16 protein-coding genes and 2 pseudogenes are annotated in these 23,032 nt (G+C 64.0%); 10 read left to right on the top strand and 8 right to left on the bottom strand.

What is annotated here, in order from left to right; translation table 11 throughout:
- Positions 1 to 145: 145 nt before the first annotated feature.
- Positions 146 to 1,153, top strand: coding sequence for a glutathione S-transferase family protein (locus LO50_RS15970; protein ID WP_044315611.1), 1,008 nt, complete (start codon positions 146 to 148; stop codon positions 1,151 to 1,153).
- Between the two features lie 114 nt (positions 1,154 to 1,267).
- Here the strand turns inward: LO50_RS15970 and nahK are convergent, their stop codons facing one another.
- The 5 genes from nahK to LO50_RS15945 form a co-directional block, all read right to left on the bottom strand.
- Entirely contained in the window at positions 1,268 to 3,865 is a 2,598-nt protein-coding gene (nahK, locus tag LO50_RS15965; protein ID WP_044315610.1) for a hybrid sensor histidine kinase/response regulator NahK/ErcS', read from the bottom strand.
- A complete protein-coding gene (gene nosP, locus LO50_RS15960; RefSeq protein WP_044315612.1) occupies positions 3,834 to 4,997 on the bottom strand; it encodes a nitric oxide-sensing protein NosP in 1,164 nt (387 codons plus the stop codon). Before nosP ends, nahK begins: the two co-directional genes overlap by 32 nt.
- Positions 4,998 to 5,417: 420 nt before the next feature.
- Entirely contained in the window at positions 5,418 to 6,605 is a 1,188-nt protein-coding gene (locus LO50_RS15955; RefSeq protein ID WP_003300031.1) for a porin, read from the bottom strand.
- A 293-nt stretch (positions 6,606 to 6,898) separates the two neighbouring features.
- Positions 6,899 to 9,415 (bottom strand): pyrroloquinoline quinone biosynthesis protein PqqF, encoded by a 2,517-nt coding sequence (pqqF, locus tag LO50_RS15950; RefSeq protein ID WP_003300033.1) that lies wholly within the window; start codon positions 9,413 to 9,415, stop codon positions 6,899 to 6,901.
- Between the two features lie 38 nt (positions 9,416 to 9,453).
- On the bottom strand, positions 9,454 to 10,401 hold the full coding sequence (locus LO50_RS15945; protein ID WP_003300035.1) for a MerR family transcriptional regulator: 948 nt from the start codon (positions 10,399 to 10,401) through the stop codon (positions 9,454 to 9,456).
- Positions 10,402 to 10,489: 88 nt separating this feature from the next.
- On the opposite strand from LO50_RS15945, the gene LO50_RS25420 reads away from it, so the two are divergent.
- The 4 genes and pseudogenes from LO50_RS25420 to LO50_RS15930 all read left to right on the top strand — a co-directional run bounded on the left by LO50_RS25420 (position 10,490) and on the right by LO50_RS15930 (position 14,299).
- Positions 10,490 to 10,645, top strand: a complete 156-nt coding sequence (locus tag LO50_RS25420) for a hypothetical protein (RefSeq protein WP_003300037.1) — start codon at positions 10,490 to 10,492, stop codon at positions 10,643 to 10,645.
- Between the two features lie 201 nt (positions 10,646 to 10,846).
- Positions 10,847 to 10,948, top strand: a pseudogene (locus tag LO50_RS25415) (DUF3833 family protein); the annotation flags it as partial.
- Positions 10,949 to 11,024: 76 nt separating this feature from the next.
- Positions 11,025 to 11,465 carry a PAS sensor domain-containing protein gene (locus tag LO50_RS15935; protein WP_003300039.1) on the top strand — a complete coding sequence of 147 codons (441 nt, stop codon included), beginning with the start codon at positions 11,025 to 11,027 and terminating at the stop codon, positions 11,463 to 11,465.
- Between the two features lie 176 nt (positions 11,466 to 11,641).
- Positions 11,642 to 14,299 carry an EAL domain-containing protein gene (locus LO50_RS15930; protein WP_003300040.1) on the top strand — a complete coding sequence of 886 codons (2,658 nt, stop codon included), beginning with the start codon at positions 11,642 to 11,644 and terminating at the stop codon, positions 14,297 to 14,299.
- Between the two features lie 36 nt (positions 14,300 to 14,335).
- Here the strand turns inward: LO50_RS15930 and hemH are convergent, their stop codons facing one another.
- Positions 14,336 to 15,361: a ferrochelatase gene (gene hemH, locus LO50_RS15925; RefSeq protein WP_003300041.1), complete on the bottom strand. Its 1,026-nt coding sequence runs from the start codon at positions 15,359 to 15,361 to the stop codon at positions 14,336 to 14,338.
- Positions 15,362 to 15,440: 79 nt separating this feature from the next.
- On the bottom strand, positions 15,441 to 16,343 hold the full coding sequence (locus tag LO50_RS15920) for a TIGR01777 family oxidoreductase (protein ID WP_003300043.1): 903 nt from the start codon (positions 16,341 to 16,343) through the stop codon (positions 15,441 to 15,443).
- A gap of 333 nt (positions 16,344 to 16,676) precedes the next feature.
- Here LO50_RS15920 and LO50_RS15915 point away from each other — a divergent pair, with 333 nt between their 5' ends.
- The 4 genes and pseudogenes from LO50_RS15915 to LO50_RS25410 form a co-directional block, all read left to right on the top strand.
- Complete coding sequence (locus LO50_RS15915; protein WP_003300045.1) at positions 16,677 to 17,636, top strand: YbgA family protein; 960 nt, start codon at positions 16,677 to 16,679, stop codon at positions 17,634 to 17,636.
- 2 nt (positions 17,637 to 17,638) lie between these two features.
- Positions 17,639 to 18,574, top strand: a complete 936-nt coding sequence (locus tag LO50_RS15910; RefSeq protein WP_003300046.1) for a MerR family transcriptional regulator — start codon at positions 17,639 to 17,641, stop codon at positions 18,572 to 18,574.
- Positions 18,571 to 20,001, top strand: a complete 1,431-nt coding sequence (gene phrB / locus LO50_RS15905; protein ID WP_003300048.1) for a deoxyribodipyrimidine photo-lyase — start codon at positions 18,571 to 18,573, stop codon at positions 19,999 to 20,001. The genes LO50_RS15910 and phrB overlap by 4 nt, the downstream gene beginning before the upstream one ends.
- A gap of 113 nt (positions 20,002 to 20,114) precedes the next feature.
- Positions 20,115 to 20,306 (top strand): annotated as a pseudogene (locus tag LO50_RS25410) (methyl-accepting chemotaxis protein); the annotation flags it as partial.
- 32 nt (positions 20,307 to 20,338) lie between these two features.
- Here the strand turns inward: LO50_RS25410 and LO50_RS15895 are convergent.
- Positions 20,339 to 21,670 (bottom strand): oxygen-independent coproporphyrinogen III oxidase, encoded by a 1,332-nt coding sequence (locus tag LO50_RS15895; RefSeq protein WP_003300051.1) that lies wholly within the window; start codon positions 21,668 to 21,670, stop codon positions 20,339 to 20,341.
- Positions 21,671 to 21,929: 259 nt separating this feature from the next.
- On the opposite strand from LO50_RS15895, the gene LO50_RS15890 reads away from it, so the two are divergent.
- Positions 21,930 to 22,688 (top strand): SIR2 family NAD-dependent protein deacylase, encoded by a 759-nt coding sequence (locus LO50_RS15890; RefSeq protein ID WP_003300053.1) that lies wholly within the window; start codon positions 21,930 to 21,932, stop codon positions 22,686 to 22,688.
- Positions 22,689 to 23,032 lie beyond the last annotated feature (344 nt).

Raw genomic sequence — 23,032 nt, 5'->3', positions numbered from 1 at the left:
CGCGGGAGGCAGCTTTCGAGCAAGCGCAAAGCTACTGGCGCGCCCGCCATTAATCGATTTAAGCGATAGGATTAACCCGCCATTCGGTCACATCGATCGAACGATGCTTCCTAGACTGGCCTCCTATGCCGAACAGGAGGGCACCATGGGATTACTGATCGATGGCCAGTGGCACGACCGCTGGTACGCAAGCCGCGATGGCAAATTCGAACGCGAACAGGCCAAGCGCCGGCACTGGGTCACGCCCGACGGCGCGCCCGGGCCTGACGGCCAGGGTGGCTTCCAGGCTGAGGCCGGTCGCTATCATCTCTATGTTTCGCTTGCCTGCCCGTGGGCGCATCGCACGCTGATCTACCGCAAGCTCAAGGGGCTCGAGCCGCTGATCGACGTGTCCGTGGTCAGCTGGCTGATGGCCGAGCACGGCTGGACCTTCAACAAGTCCACCGGCTCCAGCGGCGATGCGCTGGACGAATTCGATTACCTGCATCAGCGCTACACCCGTGACGATCCGAAGTACTCGGGCCGGGTCACCGTTCCCGTTCTTTGGGATCGCGAGCGCCAGTGCATCGTCAACAACGAGTCGGCCGATATCATCCGCATCTTCAACAGCGCTTTCGACGAGCTGACCGGCTCTACGCTGGATTTCTACCCAGAGGCGCTGCATGGCGAAATCGATGCGTTAAACGCGCGGATCTATCCGGCGATCAACAACGGGGTCTACCGAGCAGGTTTCGCCACGACCCAGGAGGCCTACGAAGAGGCCTTCGACGAGTTGTTCCGTGAGCTCGACTGGCTGGAGCGACGCCTGGGCAAGCAGCGCTACCTGACAGGGGAGTACCTGACAGAGGCCGACTGGCGCCTGTTCACCACAGCCATTCGCTTCGACGCGGTTTACCACGGCCACTTCAAGTGCAACCTGCGCCGCATCGAGGACTATCCGAACCTGTCGAACTGGCTACGCGAGCTCTACCAGTGGCCGGGAATTGCCGAAACGGTGGATTTCACACACATCAAGAACCACTACTACGCCAGCCATCGACAGATCAACGGAAATGGCATCGTGCCGAAAGGTCCGCTTCTTGGATTGGATCGACCACATGATCGCGAGCGCCTGCGAGGCAACGGCATCTGGGTGAGATCGGAGCACAGCTAGCCTGAAACCCATACCATCGCCCAGATGTCGTGCTTCTACAAACTCCAGATCCTGTGTGAAGCGCGCCCGCGGCGATGCGGTCACATCCGACGGCTGCCGGGGCCAGCGGATCAGTCACCCAGCTGTACCATGCTCGAGCATATGGCACATGGCAGTCTTCAGCTTCATCGGCCGCACCGGCTTGTGCATCACCATATGGCCCAGCTCGCGGACCTGCTGCTTGAGTTCGTTGCTGTAGTTGGCGGTGATCATCAGCGCCGGTAGCGGGCTGGCGCGGCGCGCATTGACGGTGGAGACGACATCGATGCCGGTGTGGCCATTGTCCAGGTGGTAGTCGGCGATCATCAAGTCGGCCTCGGCATGGAAGTTGTCCACCTGCCTCGCCAGGTCCTCCTCGGACAGCGCCGTGATCACCTTGCAGCCCCAGCCTTCCAGCAGCGTGCGCATGCCCGCACAGATCGCCGTGTCGTTATCCAGCACCCAGACCCGGGCGCCCTGCAGCCGCTGTAGCACCAGCTCCGTGGTGCTCGGCTCAGGCCGCGCCTTGGGCGCGCGCTTGGCCAATGGTACGTCGATGGCGAAACACGAGCCGCGTCCCGGGTGCGAACTGACCCGGATACGATGGCCCAGCATGCGCGCGATCTTCTCGACGATGGCCAGGCCAAGGCCGAGACCACGATCCTGGTTGGGACGCACGCCCTCCCCGCGTTTGAATTCCTGGAAGATTTCCTCGAGCTTGTCCGAGGCGATGCCCACGCCGGTATCCCAGACTTCGATGGATAGACTCTGCCGGTGGCGACGACAACCCAGCAGTACGCGTCCTTTGGGTGTGTAGCGAATCGCGTTGGTCAGCAGATTGCGCAGGTTGCGCGCGAGCAGTTGGATATCGCTACGCACCAGCGCCGAACAGGGAATGAAGTCCAGCTGCAACTGTTCGGCCCCGGCGATCTGGCGGAACTCCATGGCCAGGTTTTCCAAAAGCTCACTGACGGCGAACGGGGCGATATCCGGTTTGATCACGCCGGCATCCAGCTTGGATATATCGACCAGCGTGCCGAGCAGGTTCTCCACGTCTTCCAGCGAGTTGCTGATATTGCGGATCAGCCCGCCGTTGGGCGCGCCCGGTTGTTCCAGCAAGGCGCTGGTGAACAGTCGCGCGGCGTTGAGCGGCTGCAGCAGGTCATGGCTGACCGCGGCAAGGAATTTGGTCTTGGACAGGTTGGCCACTTCCGCCTCGCGCTTGGCTTCGCGCAGCCGCGCCTCGACGTGGCTGCGCTCGTCGATCTCGCGCAGCAGCTGGTCGTTGAGGCTGGTCAGCTCGGCAGTGCGCTCACGCACCCGCTGTTCGAGATTCTGATAGGCCTGGTGCAACGCCTCGGCGGTGCGCCGGCGATCGGTGATGTCCTGAATCAGCACGAAAATGCCGGCCACTTCGCCATTGGCCTGCCGGTTCGGCACATAGGAGCGCAGCATATAGCGCTGCTGGCCGGCATGGTTGCGCTCGGCCATCTCGAAGCTGACGCTCTCGCCCGACAGTGCGCGATCGATGTAGGGCTCCAGTTGCCGCCAGTGCTCTCCGCTGTGGACCTCACGCAGCGACTGGCCGAGCATGCCGTCGCTGGGCCAGCGATACCATTCCTCGTAGACCTTGTTGGTGAACTCGTAGGTGAGATCGGCCGAAACGTAGGCAATCAGCGCCGGCACATGGTCGGTGAGCCGAATCCAGCGCTCGCTCTCGCGCAGCGCCTCGGCGTGGCGGTAGCGCTCGGTGATGTCGGTGAAGGTATTGACGAAGCCGCCAGTGGGCAGCGCATGGGTGCGAATTTCCAGCACGCGGCCGTCGAACAGGCGCTGCTCCAGCTCGCGGATCGGCCGGCCGCGGGCGTCACGACTGTTGGGTGTGAGCAGGGTCAGCTCGCTGTCGGCCATGACCTCCTCGAACGGTCGATGCGCCTCGATCGGCGCCAGCCCGCAGAGTTCGAGAAAGCGCCGGTTCCACAGCTCCAGCGCACCCTCGGCGCTGACCATCGCCACGCCCTGGGACAGATTGTCCACCGCGCGCTGCAACAGCCTCGACTTCTGCGCCAGCGCCTGCTCGCGACGCATGGTCTCGCTGACTTTCACCTCGGTGATGTCGGTGTAGAGAATCACCAGCCCGCCTTCACGGGTCGGTCGCTCGCTGACCTGGACCCAACGGCCGTTGTTCAGCCGATACACCGTGGGCTCATCACCCTTGCCGCGGTGTTCCTCGACGATCAGCCCGGTGCTTTCAGCCAGTCGGCGCACCTCCGCCAGCCGGGTGCCGGCGTTGATGCGCGCGCGCGTGCGTGTCCACAGGGACTTGAAACGACGGTTGAACAGGACAATGCGCTGGTCGCGGTCGAACAGCACGAAGGCGTCGGAAATGCTCTCGATGGCGTCGACCAGGTGCTGGTGCGCGGTTTCCGCACGCAGCCGCGCATCGCTGAGCAGCTGGTTGCTGCCCTTGAGTTCGGCCATTGCCTGATTCAGCGCATCGGTGCGCTCGCGCACCTGCTCGGCCAGCTCCACCGAATGCTGGAACGCCGCATAGGAGGCATCGCGGCCGGCACCGCTGGATTCGACGCGTTCGATCAGCGCGGCGTTGATGCGCTTGAGCTTGAGGTTTTCGCGCTCGAGTTCGGCCTGGCGCGCCAGCAGCTCAGCGACCTGCCCGGCCTCCGGGTCGGCCAATGGCGACACCGGTGAAGGTCTGGTTGATGTGCATGCCATTGAACTGCTCTCCGTAGGTGTTGAAGCCGATCACCTGCTGGCGTCGGAGAAAAGCCGAGGTCTGTTCGCTGGTGTCGTTGCCCTCGATTTCCAACCGGCGCAGAAAGCAGTCGCAACCAATGGTCAACAGCGGCGGCCCGAGGCGCTGTTCCAGCCGCTCGAACAAGGCTTCCAGATTCGGCATCAGCGGGCCGGGTTCCATGGCGGTGAGCACGATGCCGTTCTCCACCGCGCAATACAAGGTCAGGCTCATGTCCTCGTTGACCTTCTGGATCGAGCGCACGTAGTAGTGCTCGTTGATCCTCACCGCCAGGGGATGGGCGGCGAACAGACGGTGATCGAGATCGCTGACCGGCACACCGATCAGCCGGGCGTATTCCTCGGCGGCCGGCTCGGCGTTCAGCTCGTAGACCCGCCTGCTGTTGCTGTCGGCGCGGGTCACGACCAGTTTGTCTTCGAGTGGCAGGATGTGATGGGTGGTGAACACCTCGAAATCCAGCCAGGTGTTGATCAGCACTACGATCGCCGCACCGCTGTAGAACCGGCCGTCGTAATAGACGTAGGTATCGCTGAGGTGATTGTCGTCGCCAGCTGAACCGCCGAAATGCGGAATGCTGCCGAACGCGGCGCTAAGCGCAGACAACACGATTTCCTCACGGCTGGACAGCCCGTCGAGCAGCGTCAGCGCAAAGCTGTGGTCCTTGATCGGCGCCAGCGAGTTGCTGCGGCAGTCGCTACCCAGCCGTTCGACCAATTGCTGTGCCTCGATCAGGCTGAAGCGATCCATCTCGTCGATCAGCTCGCAGGCGATGGAAAAGCTTCGATGGTCGAAGCCGACTGCCGTCACGCAGCTGCGCCCATAGCCCTGGGAGGTGATCTCGCCCGCCGAGGTGCAACCGACCAGACGCACGCCACCGAAGTATTGGCGCAACGCATCGCCCAGCGCCGGCAGGTCATATTCAGCCGAACAGAAGAACAGCACGAAGCCCAGATGCGGGTGCATCAGTTGGCGTGCCAGGTCCTGTGCCACCGTTTCGGGTAGCCGGGCGTCGGACATCGCCGTGCGTATTACCTCGCCTTGTTCATCAGTCACGCACGGCACCCCGCACCACTCGAATCGGATGACCCCATTCTTGGGCAGGGCATATGGGACGAAAATGCTACTTGAGTACCGGTAAAGGCCTGCCTAGGTAGCATCGCGACGAAACAACGCATTGCTGCGATGCCAATGCAGCTGAAGTGTCCGCAACGTCGACTCCCACCCGCTGCACTGCGAAGCAAAGCGCCTTCGTCCCGACCAGGCCTGGCCTCGACGCACGCTGGACGTCCGGTTCAGTGATGCGCAGATGCAGAAAGGCCGGCCCCTCACGGGTGCCGGCCTTGCTCTTGGCAGCGTAGCGAATCGTCACTGCGTACAGGGCGTGGGTTACGCTCGACGTACAGCCCACTGCCAGTGCAGCGGATGGAGCGACCTACGGTTCGACGTCCATCCGCGCCCTGCTGATCGTGTCGCTTAGAAACTCAGCGCCGCACCCACTGCGAAGGTGCGGGTTTCTTCGTCCAGCGCCGGGCTGTCCTTGCCTTCGATCTCGAACTGGTTCAGCTCGGCGACCAGGGTCAGGTTGTCGTTGATGCTGTGGAATAGGGCGATACCGCGGGTCTCGTAATCAGCCTCACCACCCAGACCGTTGCCGTCATCCTTGGTCTGGCCATAGGACAGCGCGACACGGTTCTTGCCGAAGCGGTAGGAGCCCTGCAGCAGGTAGCCGTCGCTGTCCACTTCACGCAGCAGCGCTTCGCCAGCGTTGTTGGTGAAGAAGGGGTTGATGCCTTCGGCCTGGAAGCCCGAGGCGGTCAGCGACAGGTTGCCCATCTTGGCCTGCACACCGTAACCCAAGCCCTTGGAATCGACCTTGTCGATGCTGCTGTCGGTATTGTCCGAGCTCTGCTGCATGCCGTTGATCCAGGTGTAGAACTGGGTGCCGCCCATCTCGAACTCGTAGGTGATCTCGGTTTCGAAGCGCGGCGCTTCCTGGTAGGCCTTGTCCAGAGTGGACGAGGTATCCTCGGTGGTATCCACCGGATCCATGATGCCGGCAGCGATGCGCAGGCCGCTCATCTTCGGCGAACGGTAGGTGATCTGCGAGGTCGGGAACGGATACGGGTAGCCGGTACCGATGTTGCCGAAGGAGACGCCGCCGCCATCGACCAGCCCCAGGGTGTCGCTGACCTGACCGTAACCGCTGAGCATCTCGTCGAGCAGGATGTTGGAGCGGCCGAACAGGCCGAAATCCTTACCGAACAGCACTTCGCCCCACTGCTCATTCGCCGCGGTGGCATAGAACTGACGCACGTCGATACCGGTCTCGGTGCCGTTGGTATCGCTGTCGTTGATGGTCACCCAGAACGAGGAGCGGCCGCCCAGCTTGAGATCGCCGACCTGCTTGCCGAAGTTAAAACCGATCCAGTTGGGCAGGAAGCCCATCTTCACCCGCGACTGCTTGCGATCGAATTGCTCGCCGGCACGCTCGACGTCGCTGTGGACGTAGAAGGTGTTGAAGTAACCATCGGTGGAAAAGGTGGTGTCGTCCTGATCGTAAAGCACGATTTCGGCGACGGCCGACTGGCTTACGGTCATGGCGACGGCACTGGCCAGAACCAGTGGCAACAGGGTTGATACGGCTTTCTTGTTGTTGTGCATGGCGCTCTCCGCGGTTTTGACGACAAGCAGTCGTGACGGGAGCGATTATCGAAAGGCCATCCAAGAGCACATACGCTGCGATGGCGGCGAAAGGCTAGTACTTTCGCCCGGGGTGCCGTCTTGCACGCAAAGCATCTCATCCGAGCGCAAGATGCCCGAGGCTTAGGTCGTACACCCAAAGCAGTGCGCCACCATACTCCCGGCACAGGCGTCGACAATCCGCCGTAACGGCTGGCCGCCGAGCAGCGTTGTAGGGGGTTGAATGAGCGTGATGTGGGACGCGGAAGCGCCAGTCAGCAAGAATGCCAACGCGAGTCGGGCGCTTCGGCATTGGCGACCACATGCCAGCCGCCTTCGGCATCGCGCAGCGCCTGTAGCTGAGTACGGATGGCCCGGGCATCGAGGTTGGCCGACGCGGCAGCCACCGCCTCGGGGTGGTCGCCATCGAAGCCGGCCAGGTGCGCCTGCCATAGCGACTCGCCGCGGCGGCGCAGGTCGCCGTCGTGGTTGCCGATCTCGGTGTCCGCCGCAGCGACTTCAACCAGCGTACCGGCAAAGCCGTCGAGGAAGGTTTCGATATGGTCAAGAATCTCGCCGGCCGATGCGCTGGGAGACTGCACCGCGAAAACGATGCCCGGACACTCGCCGAACTGACGATAGCCACAGAACACCGCATAGCCGAGCTGCAGTTCGCTGCGCAGTCGACGGAAGAACGCGCCTTCCATCAATCGCGCCAGGCGCCGCCAGCTCGCCTCGATGATGGCTGTCCGGACCGGTAGCGGACAGAACAGCACCAACGCGGTTTCCACGCCAGACTCACCAAAGCGCGACCAGCAATAACGCGGCTTGCTTTCGTGGTGAGGCTCGGCACCGGGCACGGCAAGCCCCGGCAACCTAGCCAGTACCGTCTGCAGCGGGCCACTCAGATGCCGAGGTAGCCCCACCGCCAATGCATCCCAATGGGACTGTTGCCAGGCTTGATCGAGCGCGCATTGCTCCAGCGACGCATCACCGTCTCGTGCAGCTCCTGCGAGCACCAGCGGCAGACGGCGCAACATCTGCCGAATCAGCATCTCGTCGGCGCTGGACGTCGCGGCCTCGTTGCACAGGCGCCGTCCTTCTTCGCAAGCTGCCGGCGGCGGCGCTTTGATGAGGTCGACAAGGTCACGAAGAATCAGCGGCAGCGCTTCGGCATAACCGAACAGCGTCAGGCACCAGTTGCGCCCATGGTCATCGAAGCGCAGCTCGACGCCGGCTTGCGCCGCAGCGAGGGTATGCCTGCGCAGCGCGGCGTGCAGCGTGTGCCAGAGCCCTGTCGGTGGTTGCCCCGCGGCAAACCGCCAGCGCAGGTAGAGCGCGCCCTGCCCTGCAGCATCGGCCTGTTCGAGCCAGCGCAGAGTTGGCATCTGTAACGGCGCCACACCCGGCTGCATGCGCTCACTGAGCCAACGATTGCGTTCGGGCAGGCGCCATTGCCATCCAGTCCTGGCTGACGGCGGCAACTGCTCGGCGACCAGGTCCAGCGTGAACCCAGCCTTTACCGGCTCGATGCGCTTGGACCGAACGGCACTTACGGCGTCCACCGTCAGTACGATCGGCTTGCTCGCGTGAAGCTGCGCACCCAGCATCTCGAGCGCCTGCTGCACACGATTCGCATCGATCGATGGCGTCCAGGCAGCCGGGTCAATCCAGTAGCGCAGCAGGGCTAGTGGCTCCTTGCCCATCCGCCCACGCCGCCGGATCTGCACATATTCGTCCCATAGCTCGGACCAGGCTGCCTGCGTGCACATGAAATGCAGCCAGTCGCGCAGCGCCGCAACGATCTGCGCGCGCTCCGCCATGCCGCGCTCGGTCAACTGCACCTCGAAGACGGCCACACCCTGCCCGTCATGCCAGTACGGCACGCGCAACGAGACGGCATCACACCAGTGGGCGTCGCTGAGGGCTTGGAAAAGACTCCCGTCGGCTTGCGAACTCAAGCATGAGCCGAGCACATCCAGCGCCACACAGGCTTCATTCGGCAACCCATCGAGGGCGAAGGCGATATCCAGATACGGCCGCGCGCCATCGACGCTCAGACGCAAGGTGGCGCCATCGTCGGCGTGCAGTGGCTGTATCGGTCTTGCGACGTTCGGTGCGACCGATAGCTGGCATTCGTCGCTTTGCAGCAATTCCAGCACCTGCTCAAGGCTGCCGGACGCGGCGACCAGCAGCTCCATCTGCCCGGTTCGATAGAAGCGCTGGTGATAGCCGGTCAGCGCTTTCTGGAACTCTGGCGCCTCTACCGGCAGCGTTTCGCGATTGCCCGCGTGAAACGCTGAAAATGGATGCGCACAGCTCAGCGCCGTACCGATCGCGGCGTCGCACAGGGTCTCCCGGTCCCGCCCGCGGGCCAGGAATTCAGCCTGCAACACCTCGCGCTCGCGCAACTGCGCCGCCGGGTCGAGCAGAGGCCGAGCGAGCATGTCGAGCAGGCGCTTGAGCGCCTCGCCGAAGGCAGCGCCAGGCACCTGGAAGAAGAAATCGGTATGACGCTCACGGGTCGAAGCGTTCAATTGCCCGGCACAACCCTGCACGAACGGCATCAGGCTCTGGGTCGGCGCATAGGCCAGGCTACCCAGGAACAGCAGGTGTTCGAGAAAATGCGCGAGCCCTGGGTATTCGCCCGGCGCATCGTGTGCGCCGGCGTTCACGCGAACGAGGGCTGCTGCCTGGTTGCCCGCTGGCAGCTGGATAAAGCCCAGCCGCAGGCCATTGGGCAGGACGTGCCACTGCGGCAACACGGCAGGCGGAACGCTGTCTGGCGTCATGGATTGATTTCCCCTTGCCGGACAGCTGTGCGCATGGTTCAGGTATCCAGCTGACCAGCCAGGAACTGGCGCAGACGGCGCTGCATCAGCTTGCCGGAACTGCCGAGGCAGGCGATCGGGGTACCCGCCAGCGCTTCACGGCCCAGCTCCGCCGCCTCGCCGGCCAGGGCCAGGGGGCAATCGAGCGCGAGGGACAGCTTGTTGAGCTGACGCAACTGCGTCTCGCCATGCGGAACATTGGAATACAGCACCAGCCCCTGCGGCTTCATCTTGTCGCAGACCAGCGCGAGTTCTTCCAGCGGCTGCCCGATCGGCAACACACTGACGGCCAGGCTGTCGCCACTGAGCATCAGGCCTGCCACGAGCAATTCAAGTTCGCGGCACTGCCCCGGCATCGCGGCGAGCAGTATGCGCTCACCAGCCGGCATCCGGGCTAGCTGCAATCGCTGGAGCACCCGGGCGCGGATAAAGGCATCGAGAAACAGCCACTCGCTGGTGCCGCCGAATTCATCCTGGCGCAGCAGCAGTTCCTGCCACACCGGCAGCAGGACATCCTGAAAAACCACCGCCAGCGGATAGGTGGAGAAGATCTGGCCGTAGAGTTGCTCCAGGCGCACTTCGTCGAAGCCGTTGACCGCATCACGCAGTTGCCCCTGCCACTCGTTCCACTCGCCACTTGGCGTTGCGATCGGTTCCTCTGCCTCGCGGGTCGCTGCGCTGCGCGCCAGGATGCTGCCTACCTTGCTTACCGCCACGCCGCGCTCGGTCCAGGAAAGAATGCTGCGAACCGCCTCCACGTCGGCCATCGAGTACAGGCGATGACCGCTCTCGGTCCGCGTCGGCCGGATCAGACCATAGCGGCGCTCCCATGCCCGCAGGGTCACCGGGTTGACCCCGGTCAGGCGGGAAACTTCACGGATAGGGAATAGATCCTGCTGCTCGAAGGCGCTCGAGGCCAGGTTCGAAGCGCCGGAAGAATCGTTCATGGGGCGGCTCGCTGGATAAGAATGCCGAGATTGTAACCCAGCGTTTCGCAGCATACCCTCTACAAACGTTGTACAAACACAAGGCACGATGGAATGGCGCCTGATTGCCGCTGACGTCGATCGTGCCTGCCCACTGCGTGCCCGAGCGGCTCGCTGGCTGGAGCGCAGCGCCGATCCGACACGGCTGCGCCTGGTGGATATCAGCGCTGACGACTTCGATCCCGCTGGGCTCGGCCGAATCTAACGCAGCTCCTGGTTGACCGGTGTAAACGCCACCTACTGGAACCGGCGTCTGGCGGACCACGGTCGCTGGGCGCACCACTCGGCTGGCGTCCGTTGCGACCGCCGCTGTCGCTCGGTTACCAGCTGTTCGACGGGCTGCCGCATTCCGCCATCGATGCAGCAGCACTCCCCTCCACGTAACAGCGCCCGACGCCCAAAAAGGTACCTGATCGATGAGGGCACTCTGGCCAACCGCCCGTTCATGAGCAAGTTCGGCGTCGAGGCGGGACGGCTCACCTTGTTCTTCCGCAAACGCAACGAATGAGCTGGTGGCACTTGCAGGGCACCGAGTGGCCAAGTTGGCCTAGAATGTGCCGCATGCCCCTTCAGGATGTCGTGACATGATCAATGCCAAGCTGTTGCAACTGGTTATCGAAGCCTCCAACGATGGGATCGTGGTCGCCGAACAGGAAGGGGATGACAACATCCTGATCTACGCCAATCCGGCGTTCGAGCGCCTGACCGGCTACGCGGTGGACGACATCCTCTACCGCGACTGCCGCTTTCTGCAGGGCGAGGACCGTGACCAGCCGGCCCTGCAGGCCATCCGCGATGCAATCAAGAACAACCAGCCGTGCCGTCAGATCATCCGCAACTACCGCAAGGACGGCACGCCGTTCTGGAACGAGCTTTCCATCACGCCGGTATTCAACGAGGCCGATCAGCTGACCTATTTCATCGGTATCCAGAAGAACGTCACCGCCGAGGTCGAAGCCCTGCAGCGCGTCGAAGCGCTGGAAGCCGAGATTCGCGAACTGAAGGCGCAGCACGCGCAGAACTGAGCACGCCGCCCGGCCCGCATCCGGCGGGCCGTTGACCCACCGGGGCAGCAGCGCTGCGTGCTCAAGTAGCGGACAACCCTACCTAAGTGTCGTTACCCCGTAACGGTGGTTATGGGATACTGGCGAATAGCCATTTCACCATCCTGCAGTGGGCGGTTGCGCCCTAGGATTCTGTCTTGACCATCAATGCCGTTGTACAGAACGCGGTCATGCTGCTCGCGTTGTGCTGGCTGCTGGCCTTCACTACACGCAGCTGGAACCGGAGCGGCCAGCGCTCTGCACAATTGCTCGCCGGCCTCTGGTTCGGCAGCGCCTGCATCATTGGCATGCTAATGACCAGCACAGGCCAGACGGGAATCATCCTCGATGCCCGCACTGTGGTGCTGAGCATGGCCGGCCTGTTCGGCGGACCGCTGGTAGCAGCCATCGCCGGCACGCTGGCCGGCGCCTACCGTCTGTGGCTGGGTGGGCCCGGCGTAGTTCCCGGAATCGCCAACATTTTGCTACCGATCGCATTCGGACTGACTTACGGCTGCGCATATCGCAAGCGTTTGCTCGGCATCGGTTTCTGGCAATTGCTGGGGTTCGGACTGGCAACGCACCTGGTCGTGCTGGGCCTCATCGCGATGCTACTGCCCAACCCACTGGGCGCCGCCGCGGTGAAGGAAATCGCCTTGCCGATGCTGTTGGCGCTTCCACTGGCCACCGCCGTTCTTGGTGTCCTGCTCAAGGATCTGCTCGAACGCGACAAGATCGAGCAGGCGCTGCGCTCCAGCGAAGCCCGGCTGCGCGCCATAAGCCAGGCTATCCCCGACCCGCTGCTGGTTGTCGACGAAGACGGTCACTGCCTGGACGTAATCTGCTCCGAGCGCAACCTGTTGTATAGCGAGGCCACCAGGTTGCGCGGAAAAACCGTGAAGGAAGCTATGCCGGAAGAAGACCAGCAACGCTACCTCGACTACATTCGACAGACACTCAACAGCGATACGCCGCAGCTAATCGAGTACAGCCTACCGACACGTATCGGTGTAAGGATGTTTGAAGGCCGCGCTTTGCCATTGGAACAACCGCCAGGGCAGAAGCGAGCGGTGGTCTGGCTGAGCCGCGATATCACCGAACGAGTGAACACCGAACTGGAGCGCAGGATCGCCGCCATCGCCTTCGAATCGCAGCAGGGCATGCTGATTACCGACGCACAGAATCGCATCCTGCGGGTCAACCGAGCCTTCACCCGCATCAGCGGCTACAACCCCGCCGAAGCCATCGGCCAGACTACTGCTTTGCTCGCGTCCGGCAAGCATGGGCCGGAGTTCTATCGCACCATGTGGTCGAGCATCGAAACCACCGGCGTGTGGGAAGGCGAAATCTGGAACCGGCGCAAGAGTGGCGAGATTTTTCCCGAATGGCTGACCATCAGCGCGGTGCACAACGCGCTCGGAAAGGTGACTCACTATGTCGCCGCCTTTACCGATATCACCGATCGCAAGGCAGCCGAAGAGCGGATCCATAACCTGGCGTTCTACGATCCTCTGACCAATCTGCCCAACCGCCGACTGCTGCTCGACCGCCTGCACCAGGCCATGGCGGCTAGCCGCCGGGGCAATCAGCTCGGCGCGTTGATGTTCATCGATCTGGACAACTTCAAGAACATCAACGATCTGCACGGGCACCAGACCGGCGACCAGGTGCTGCGCATCGCCGCTGAGCGTCTGCACGCCGAGGTGCGTGCCAGCGACACGGTGGCGCGCCTGGGTGGCGACGAGTTCGTGGTGATGCTGGAGAACCTCGGCGATGACCCGCTACGCGCCGCGGGCCAGGCCGAGCACATCGGCATGAAGCTGCTAGACTCGCTGGACCGGCCCTATCGTCTGGCCGACCTTGCGTTGTACAGCAGCGCCAGTATCGGTGTGGTGCTGTTCGGTGCCGAAGCCAGCAGCAGCGACGAGCTGATGAAGCGGGCCGACATGTCGATGTACGAGGCGAAGATCTCCGGCAAGAACACCCTACGCTTCTTCGACCCACGCATGCAGCTGGCCGTGCAGGACCGGCTGCGTCTCGAGGAAGAGATTCGCCTGGGGTTGAAGAACGGCGAATTCATACTCAATTTCCAGCCGCAGCTGGAGCAGACCGAGGGCATCGTTGGCGCCGAGGCGCTGGTGCGCTGGCAGCATCCGCTGCGCGGCCTGCTGACGCCGGCGGCGTTCATCGCCCAGGCCGAGCACGCTGGCCTGATCCACACCCTCGATCAACAGGTGCTGGCCCAGGCCTGTGCCCAACTGGCGCGCTGGGCGGAAACGCCGGAATTCGCCCACCTCAGCCTTTCGGTCAACCTCAGCGCACACTTGCTGTACCAGGACAATTTCGTCGAGAAGGTGCTCGAACTGCTGGAACGGAGCGGTGCCGATCCGGCCCGGCTCAAGCTGGAGCTGACCGAAACGCTGCTGCTGGACAACATGCCCGAAGCCATCGCCCGCATGACGCGGCTCAAGAAGCACGGCATCCGTTTCGCCATCGACGACTTCGGTACCGGCTATTCCTCGATGAGTTATCTCCAGCAGCTGCCGCTGGATCAACTGAAGATCGATCAGACCTTCATCCGTCGCCTGCCGGAGGACAGCAGCAGCCTGACCATCGTCCGGGCCATCTGCGCACTGGCTACCGGTCTGAACCTGGAGGTCATCGCCGAAGGTGTCGAAAGTGAGCCACAACGGGCGATGCTGTTCGCCAATGGCTGCCACCACTACCAGGGCTATCTGTTCGGCAGACCGCTGTCGGCGGATGCGTTCGAAGAGCTGGTTCGCAGCGCCGCCGCGGACGACGGCGTATCAGCCTGACGAGGGACGCATCGCCCTGCGTCCCCGAACCTGCACTCAGAGCGCCAGAGGCGCGCGACCGCAGAGCGTCACCAGCGCCTTTACCCAATCCTCGTGGGTGTTCAGACAGGGCACCAGCACCAGCTCCTCGCCACCCGCCCCGATGAACTGCTCACGCCCACGATCGCCGATCTCCTCGAGGGTTTCGATGCAGTCGGAGACGAAGGCCGGGCACATCACCAGCAGCTTTTTCACGCCCTGCTGCGCCAGCTCGTCGAGACGTGTCTCGGTATAGGGCTCGATCCACTTGGCGCGACCGAGGCGCGACTGGAAAGACACCGACCACTGATCGTCACGCAACCCCGCTTGCGCCGCGAAGCCGGCGGCGGTGCGCATGCATTGCGCGCGGTAGCAACTGGCGAGTACCGCACCCTCGGCACGCTGACAGCAATCATCGCCCTTCAGGCAGTGCGAGCCGGTTGGATCGGTCTTGTGCAGATGGCGCTCGGGCAGTCCGTGGAAACTCAGCAGCAGATGATCGAAATCCTGTTGCAGATGCGGCCTGGCACTGGCAGCCAGCGCATCGAGGTACTCCGGCTGGTCGTAGAACGGCTGCAGAATCGACAATTGCAGGCCCAGTCCACGCTCGCGGATGACCCGGCGCGCTTCCTGAATGACCGTCGTCGTCGTGCTGTCGGCGAACTGCGGATAAAGCGGCGCCAGGGTGACCTGGGTGATGCCCTGCCCGGCCAGACGCGTCAGCGTAGTCTCGATGGACGGCTCGCCATAGCGCATCGCCAGCTCCACGGGGCCCTGCGTCCAGTGCGGGCGGACCGCCTCCTGCAGGCGACGGCTCAGCACCACCAGCGGCGAGCCTTCCGGCCACCAGATCGAGGCGTAGGCATGCGCAGATTGTTCGGGGCGCTTGATCAGAATCAGCGAGACCAACAGGCGACGCAACGGCCACGGCAGATCGATCACATACGGATCCATCAGAAACTGATTGAGGTAGTGGCGTACATCAGCGACTTCCGTGGAGGCTGGCGAACCCAGATTGACCAACAACAACGCCTGCTCTGTCATGCAACATTCCTGACTACTGTTTGTAAGTTGCGCCGTACCCCAAGCGGGGGGCGCGCTATTTTCACACAGGGTGCACCCTTCAGGGGTGCGTCAATAGGTCGGCCAGGGCCGTATCCAGATCACTGAAACGAAAGCGGAAACCTTCCGCCTCGGCCCGCTGCGGCGACGCGTGCTGGCCACCGAGCAGCAGCCCGGCCAGCTCGCCGAGCAGGGGTTTGAGCACTGCCGCCGGCACTGGCAGCAGCGTCGGGCGATGCAGGCAGCGGCCGAGACTGCGGGTGAACTCGACGTTGCGCACCGGGGTCGGCGCGCAGGCATTGTAGGGTCCGCTGGCTGCCAGCTGGTGCAGAAGAAAATCAATCAGGGCGATTTGGTCTTCGATATGAATCCACGGCATCCATTGCCGACCATCGCCGATGCGCCCACCCAGGCCTAGCCTGAATGGCGGCAGCAAGCGCTGGAGAAAGCCGCCGTCACGCGCCAGCACCAGCCCGGTACGCACCAGCACCACGCGCATGCCCAGCACCGTCGCCTCCATCGCGCGCTCTTCCCAGGCATTGCACAGCTGGCTGGCGAAATCGGAGGAGACCGGCTGATCGGCTTCGGTCAGGCGGTGCTCCCCACCATCGCCGTACCACCCCACGGCGGAACCGGAGATCAGCAGCGCCGGTCTCTGCTCGCGCCGGCCCAACCATTCGACCAGCTGTTCGGTGAGCTTGATTCGGCTGTCCCACAGCAGCGCCTTGCGCGACTTGGTCCATGGCCGATCGGCGATCGGGGCGCCGGCCAGATTGACCACCGCGTCCAGCTCCACGGCATCCAGTTGCTGCAAACTGCCCACGCCCTGCACCTCGGCACCACACAGCATGGCAACGCGTTGCGGCGTGCGGCTCCACACCCACAGCCGATGCCCGTCCGCCAACCAGCGCCGGCACAGCGCGCGTCCTATCAGCCCGGTACCGCCCGTCAACAAGATGTTCATGGTGAGCTCCTGGCGCGCAGCCATTGCGCGGGTTTGACGACCTGCTTGAAAGCATACACCTATACACGTTCACACGAACCGTACAGCATTTTAAAGCTACCGCTTCGGCTGTCTCACTGGCACGCATCAGCCCGGCCGGAAAAAGCTGTGGATCGACAAGCCGGCTAATAACCCTCTTCGAACACGTCGACAACTATCCAAAGCCATCCACTGACGACATTTGTACAGCATTACGCCATTAGTTGTACATCCAGTATTGACTTGTACAACACCGTAACTATGATGACCTCAAGTTGTACAGAAACCAAAATTGTACAAGACGAGGTCGCCACAATGCACACCACGCTTCCCACGCCCAAGATCGGAATCAGCGCCTGCCTGCTCGGCAATCCGGTGCGTTTCAACGGTGGCCACAAGGAATCACGCCTGTGCAGCGAAACCCTGGCACAACACTTCGAATTCGTGCCGGTGTGTCCGGAGGTCGCGATAGGTCTGGGCACGCCTCGCGAGCCGATTCGCCTGGTCGGCGACACCGACGCGCCGAGGGCGGTCGGCACCGTGCGTCCCGAGCTGGACGTCACCGAAGCGCTCGCCGCCTACGGCCGGCAGATCGCCGAACAGCTGCACGACATCAACGGCTACATCCTTATGCAGAAGTCGCCGTCCTGCGGTATGGAGCGGGTCAAGGTCTATGCCGCCAACGGCCACACCCAACCCGGCGGTGGTAGCGGCGTGTTCGCCCAGGCACTGATGCAGGCCTGCCCGGATTTGCCGGTCGAAGAGGACGGCCGCCTGAACGATGCCGTACTGCGCGAAAACTTCCTCACCCGCGTCTATGCCCATGCCGACTGGCAGCGCCTGTGCCAGGCCGGTCTCAGCCGCCGGGCCATCGTCGATTTCCACTCGCGCTACAAATACCAGCTGATGGCGAGCAACCCGCTGCAATACAAGGTGCTCGGTCGGCTGGTGGCGCAACTTGCCGAACACTCGCTGGAGGCGTTCGCACCGCAGTACTTCAGCCAACTGATGCAGGCCCTGAAAAAGCCCGCCACCCGCGGTACGCACTGCAACGTGCTGCTGCATCTGAGCGGCTATCTCAAGGACGCGCTGGGCGCGGACGATCGCCGCGAGATGCGTCACCTCATCGATCAGTACCGCGCCGGCGTCATTCCGCTGGTGGTGCCGCTGACCCTGCTCAAGCACCACTTCCGCCGTCATCCCGATCACTACGTCGCTCGCCAGGCGTACATGCAGCCGCACCCCGAAACCCTCAGCCTGCGCAACGGAATCTGAACATGAATGAACCAACGGAGCTGACGCAGCTGATCGCCGAAGGCCTGCTGCCGATCCGCGAGGTAGCACGCATCACCGGCGTCAACGCCGTGACCCTGCGTGCCTGGGAGCGTCGATACGGGCTGATCGTCCCGCTGCGCACGCCCAAAGGGCATCGACTCTACGAAGACGCGCACATCCAGCGCATCCGCAAAATCCTCATCTGGCTCAACCGCGGCGTTTCCGTCAGCCAGATCAAGCCGCTGCTGGACACCACCACGCCACCGGAACTGCCCAGGCAGAACCAGTGGTCCGAGCTGCTCGCAGAGTTGCTGCAGGCCATCGACCGTCTCAGCGAACGCCGCCTGGACGATGCCTTCAACCGGGCCATGGCGTTGTACCCACCGCGCACGCTCTGCCAGCATCTGCTGCATCCGCTGCTCGATGCACTCGACCAGCGCTGGCAGGGCCAGTACGGCGCGGCAGTGGAGCGGGTGCTGGTTCATTCCTGGCTGCGCAGCAAGCTGGCAACCCGCATCTATTTCAAAAACCGCCAGCAGGCCGGACGCCCGTTGCTACTCGCCAATCTGGATGACGAGTCCTTCACGCCGGGCCTGTGGCTGACCGCCTGGCTCGTCTCCAGCACCGACTGCCCGGTCGAGATCATCGAGTGGCCGGTTCCGCTGAACGAGCTGAACCTGGCGATGGAACGCATCCTGCCCCGCGCCCTGTTGCTTTACGCGAGCAATAGCCTGCCGGGCAACTGCCTGCAACGCGATCTGCCACGCCTGATCGAGCAAAGCGTCGCGCCACTCTGTGTGGCCGGTCCGGCCGTTCATATCCATGCACCGGAGCTGCACCGACATCGCGGGCTGATGCTCACCGAGGACCCACTCGGCGCCCTGCAACAACTGCACGGCGCCGGCCTGCTGCCGGGTAGCGAAGGGAGCGCGTCATGACCCAACTGTTCTGGTTGCGCAGCGATCTGCGCACAAGCGACAACACCGCCCTGGCCGCTGCCATGGCTGCCGGCCCAACGGTGGCACTGTATCTGGTCACCCCCAGGCAATGGCTTGCTCACGACGATGCCCCATGCAAGGTCGATTTCTGGCTGCGCAACCTCGCCGAGCTGTCGACCCGGCTGGGTGCGCTCAACGTCCCGCTGCTGATTCGCGAGGTCGATGATTGGCAGGCGGTGCCCGACGCGCTGCTGAACGTCTGCCGCGAGCACGGCATGCAGCGGCTGCATTACAACGAGGAGTACGGCGTTAACGAGCAGCGCCGCGATCAGGCAGTGGCGGCTCGCCTGGAAGCGGCCGACATCCGCGTGCGCGGCTATCTCGACCAGCTGCTGTTCACCCCGGGCAGCGTACAGACGCAGTCGGGCAGCTATTTCAAGGTGTTCAGCCAGTTTCGCAAGGCCTGCCTTGCACGCCTGAGCGTATCGCTGCCAGCCTGTGAGCCGGTGCCTGCGGCCCAGGCGCCGCTGGGTATCGCCAGTGATCCGGTGCCCGCTGCGGTAACCGGCTTTCCCCGGCCCACGGACTATCTACGCGCGCTCTGGCCGGCCGGCGAAGCCTTCGCCCAGCGCCGTCTGGCGGCGTTCGTCGAGGATGACCTGAACGAATACCACCAGCGCCGCGACCTGCCCGCCGAGCCCGGCACCAGTCAGCTGTCGGCCTACCTCGCCACCGGCGTCATTTCCATCCGCCAGTGCCTGCACGCGGCGCTTGGCTACAACCAGGGCGAGCTGGACAGCGGCAGCACCGGCGCCACCACCTGGGTCAACGAACTGCTCTGGCGCGAGTTCTACAAGCACATCCTGGTCGGTTATCCGCGGGTGTCGATGCATCGCGCCTTCCGCCCGGAAACCGAGGCGCTGCCATGGCGGCGCGCGCCGGACGAGCTGGAAGCATGGCAGCAAGGCCGTACCGGGTTCCCGATCATCGATGCGGCCATGCGTCAGATGCAGGAAACCGGCTGGATGCACAACCGCCTGCGCATGGTCGTCGCCATGTTCCTCAGCAAGAACCTGCTGATCGACTGGCGTGAGGGCGAGCGCTGGTTCATGCGTAACCTGATCGACGGCGACCTGGCCGCCAACAACGGCGGCTGGCAATGGAGCGCGTCCACCGGCACGGATTCGGTGCCCTACTTCCGCCTGTTCAACCCGATCAGCCAGTCGCAGCGCTTCGACCCGGACGGGCAGTTCCTGCGCCGCTGGCTGCCCGAGCTGCAGCACCTGAGCAAGCGCGACGTGCATAACCCGTCGGCGCACCGCAGCCTGTTCGACGTTACCGAGTATCCCAGCCCCATCGTCGACCTCGGCGCCAGCCGGGCGCGGGCGCTGGATGCCTTCCGCAACCTGCCGGATGCACATGCATGAGCGGCTTCCTGCAGCGTTTCACCGGTGAGTTAGCCCCATCTCGCCTGCCCGGCGAACTGGAACACCGCATGCGCTTCAACCCGCCGGGGCGGCGCATCGGTGTGCACATGGAGGCATGGCAATCGGAACGGATCGACCGCGTGCCGGAGGTGATCCGTAACATCACCGAGCAGGCCCACCTGCTCGCCCTCGATGCCGCCATCGAGGCTCCACGGGCCGGGGAACAGGGTCGCGGGTTAGCCGTAGTCGCCGACGAGGAGCGTCAGCTGCGCAAGCTGGCCGGTCGCCTCGGCAGCCTGAGCGGCCGCCTCACCGTGCAGTGGCTCGACGGTTCGGGTCAGCGCCGCCGGCGCCCGGCGGAGTGACCGACCACCATTGCATTGGGTTGCTCGAAGGCCGCGCACACTGCCGGCACCAGCAGCCGGGCGTGGGGCGGGATATCCAGCCCGTCAGCGTCCAGCACGATCACCCCGTCGGCATGCAGTTGCTGCAGCGCGGGCCAGTGCCGCGCATAACGCTGCCGCACATCCACGCCGCTGTGCAGCGTGAGCGCGTCGAAATCCAGCGCGAAGGTACAGCGCAGACGTTCGAGCAACGTCTGATGCAGCGGATCGACATGGCTGGCATGCAGACCGCAGATGCTCGGTAGCTGGTCCTGGTCCAGTGCCTGCTGGTAGGCCTGCGCGGTGCTGGCGTTCTGGCAATAAAGGCCATCGACCCGGCTGATCGCGCCCACCCCGAAGCCGAGGTGATCGCATGCGCCGTACAGGGTGTAGCCATGGATATCGTGGTACAGCGCGCCGATCTCCTGAGCCATCGCCAGGTCGTCGTGAGGCAGGACGAACTTGCCCAGCCCGATGTAGCGGTAGCCGGCGGCGCTGAGCTGCTCGACACCCTGGCGGTACATCGCCAGCGTGTCGGCCAGCGAAGCCAGGCCGAGCCGCGCGGGATTGGCAGCGACCAGCGGCGCGTCGCGGTAATCGAACATCGTCACCTGATCCGGCGCCAGCTCGATGATCGACGCCAGCTTGCGTGCGAAGCTGGCCGGCGTCTGCCAGGACCTGCCGTAGCCGAGGTCCAGATTCACCGAGCGGTAATGCAACGCATGGGCAGCCTCGATCACCGCGCGGATGCGCGCCGAACTGCGGAAGTACTCGACCGTGCCGCCGTCGTCCGCGCGCAGATCGGGCACCGCGACGCTGAGCTGGTTGAAGCCGAGCTCATGCAGCGCGCCAATCAGCGGCCAGTCGGCATGGGCCAGCTCGACTTCGGCGAGAAAGCTGCCGGCACGGGAATCGACGAAACTGAAGCGGCTCCTGAGCAGCGTCATCAGTTCTCGCAACGCGGCGATGCCCAGTGTGCCGGTGCTCAGCCGCAACTGCTCGACCTGCTGCAGCGGCCCGACATGGCAACCGAGCTGTTCGATCTCGCGACGCAGGCGCAGCTGATAGGCGGCGGCCTCGCCAGGCTGCAGCTCGACGCCACCGGGCTGGTGGATGGATAGCGACAGCGGGCGGCCGGCGCGACGCCCCTCGCGCAACGCACGCAGCAGATCCAGCGGGGCGATCCGGTCGCTGAAATCGACCGCAGCCGGATAGGTGCAGTGCCCCTGCCCGATCTGTCCGTAGCGTTGTACCAGCGCGTCGTCCCAGGTCACTGAGCCAAGCATGAGAGCCTCCCGGCTGCGAATATCGTGTTTATTGCTTTAAGCGGCATCATCCGCGAGCCGCTGCAGGCGACGTTGACGTCCGTCAAGTAGGTGACAGATGGCCCTGGTGAGCAGCCGGACGGTCAGAACTCCGACGCGAAACACAATGCACTGCCTGAAGAACAGACACTCACAAGCGCCGTTCGACCAGCCGACGCTTTGGAAAAGCCCGCAACACGATGCTATTGATAGTCCTTCTTCCATACCCCGGAGCCCGATCGTGATTCCAGCTTCGCTGATTTCCGCCCTGCGCTCGGCCCGCCATGTCGTCGTGTTCACCGGTGCCGGCGTTTCCGCCGAGAGCGGCATCCCGACCTTTCGCGACGCGCTGACCGGTTTATGGGAGCGTTTCGATCCGGGCGAGCTGGCCACAGCCGAAGCGTTTCGCCGCGACCCGGCGCTGGTCTGGGGCTGGTATGAATGGCGGCGCATGCGCGTGTTCCAGGCGCAACCGAACCCTGCTCACCTGGCGATCGCCGAACTGGCGCGCCAAGTACCACGTCTGACGCTGATCACGCAGAACGTCGACGACCTGCACGAGCGCGCCGGCAGCCAGGACGTCATCCACCTGCACGGCAGCCTGCACCGACCGCGCTGCTTCGCCTGCGCACGCGAGCCTGCCGAGCCGCTGCCTGACGCCGACGAGCCCGAAGGCGGCCGTCGCCTCGAACCGCCCCGCTGCAGTCATTGCGGCGGACGGCTGCGCCCCGGCATCGTCTGGTTCGGCGAGAGTCTGCCCGTCGCTGCACTCAATGCCGCGTTCCAGGCCGCTGGCGAATGCGATCTGCTACTGTCGGTAGGCACCTCCGGGGTGGTCTATCCCGCTGCCGAAGTGCCACACCGGGCGCACGACGCCGGAGCCACCGTGGTGCACGTCAACCCGCAAGGCGAGGCGACTGCCGGCAACCGCGAACACCTGCTTGCGCTGCCCGCCGGCAAGGCACTGCCGGAATTGCTCCGCGAGGCGTTTGGCGGCTGACAGAGATAAATCTGCTCCTTGCCACGCAGACGTGGTCGCCCCAAAGCAGGGAGCACGCCCGCACCGCCGCACTGTTCTGGTTCAAGCCTGCCTCGTTCCGGCCACAGCGACGAACGCCGATTCGCTCAGCGCCTGTGCGACCAACACCCCGCAATACCGCGCAGTCGCGCGCTTGGCAGCCGCACATGCACGCTGCCGGACAAGCTGGCATACAACCTGCAATCACCCTGGCAAACCTGCCCGACTCGCGGCAGGACGTCCCACACGGTCAGCGGCGACCGTCAAGCCAACAGGCGCGGGACCGGGTGTAGCAGGCAACGAGGCCTGACCGACCACCCCACACA

It is taken from the genome of Stutzerimonas stutzeri (assembly GCF_000935215.1).
GTDB lineage: Bacteria > Pseudomonadota > Gammaproteobacteria > Pseudomonadales > Pseudomonadaceae > Stutzerimonas.
Note: the sequence above shows the minus strand (reverse complement) of the source record. Positions and strands in the feature narration are given on the sequence as shown.

Excerpts from the sequence above, each read along its gene's own strand:
- hemH (WP_003300041.1), bottom strand. The coding sequence starts at position 15,361 with ATGACAGAGCAGGCGTTGTTGTTGGTCAATCTGGGTTCGCCAGCCTCC.
- LO50_RS15895 (WP_003300051.1), bottom strand. The coding sequence starts at position 21,670 with ATGCTTGGCTCAGTGACCTGGGACGACGCGCTGGTACAACGCTACGGA.
- pqqF (WP_003300033.1), bottom strand. The coding sequence starts at position 9,415 with ATGACGCCAGACAGCGTTCCGCCTGCCGTGTTGCCGCAGTGGCACGTC.
- LO50_RS15915 (WP_003300045.1), top strand. The coding sequence starts at position 16,677 with ATGCACACCACGCTTCCCACGCCCAAGATCGGAATCAGCGCCTGCCTG.
- LO50_RS15910 (WP_003300046.1), top strand. The coding sequence starts at position 17,639 with ATGAATGAACCAACGGAGCTGACGCAGCTGATCGCCGAAGGCCTGCTG.
- LO50_RS15945 (WP_003300035.1), bottom strand. The coding sequence starts at position 10,401 with ATGAACGATTCTTCCGGCGCTTCGAACCTGGCCTCGAGCGCCTTCGAG.
- phrB (WP_003300048.1), top strand. The coding sequence starts at position 18,571 with ATGACCCAACTGTTCTGGTTGCGCAGCGATCTGCGCACAAGCGACAAC.
- LO50_RS25420 (WP_003300037.1), top strand. The coding sequence starts at position 10,490 with ATGGAATGGCGCCTGATTGCCGCTGACGTCGATCGTGCCTGCCCACTG.
- LO50_RS15955 (WP_003300031.1), bottom strand. The coding sequence starts at position 6,605 with ATGCACAACAACAAGAAAGCCGTATCAACCCTGTTGCCACTGGTTCTG.
- LO50_RS15920 (WP_003300043.1), bottom strand. The coding sequence starts at position 16,343 with ATGAACATCTTGTTGACGGGCGGTACCGGGCTGATAGGACGCGCGCTG.
- LO50_RS15935 (WP_003300039.1), top strand. The coding sequence starts at position 11,025 with ATGATCAATGCCAAGCTGTTGCAACTGGTTATCGAAGCCTCCAACGAT.
- LO50_RS15970 (WP_044315611.1), top strand. The coding sequence starts at position 146 with ATGGGATTACTGATCGATGGCCAGTGGCACGACCGCTGGTACGCAAGC.